This is a genomic window from Limosilactobacillus reuteri subsp. simiae (genome assembly GCF_020784875.1).
Taxonomy (GTDB): Bacteria; Bacillota; Bacilli; order Lactobacillales; family Lactobacillaceae; genus Limosilactobacillus; species Limosilactobacillus reuteri_H.
This window is the reverse complement of sequence record NZ_JAJGUI010000016.1, coordinates 1-339: the sequence shown is the minus strand read 5'-3', so window position 1 is coordinate 339 and position 339 is coordinate 1. Positions and strand designations below refer to the sequence as shown.

Annotated in this window: 1 pseudogene; it reads left to right on the top strand. The window is 44.5% G+C overall.

Features of this window, described 5'->3' with window-relative positions:
- Positions 1 to 339: pseudogene (locus tag LMC10_RS01070) on the top strand (hypothetical protein); the annotation flags it as partial.

Here is a 339-nt window from a genome sequence, read left to right as displayed (position 1 = left end):
CCGAGTTGCTTAAGCTTTCGCTCATCGATACCGAGTTACTCATGCTCTCACTCATTGAAACGGAGTTAGATAAGCTTTCACTCATCGAGACGGAGTTGCTCAAGCTTTCGCTCATTGATACCGAGTTACTCATGCTCTCACTCATTGAAACGGAGTTAGATAAGCTTTCACTCATCGAGACGGAGTTGCTTAAGCTTTCGCTCATCGATACGGAGTTACTTAAGCTTTCGCTCATTGAGACTGAGTTGCTGAGGCTTTCGCTCATAGAAACGGAGTTACTCATACTTTCGCTCATTGAGACTGAGTTACTCATGCTTTCGCTCATTGATACCGAGTTAC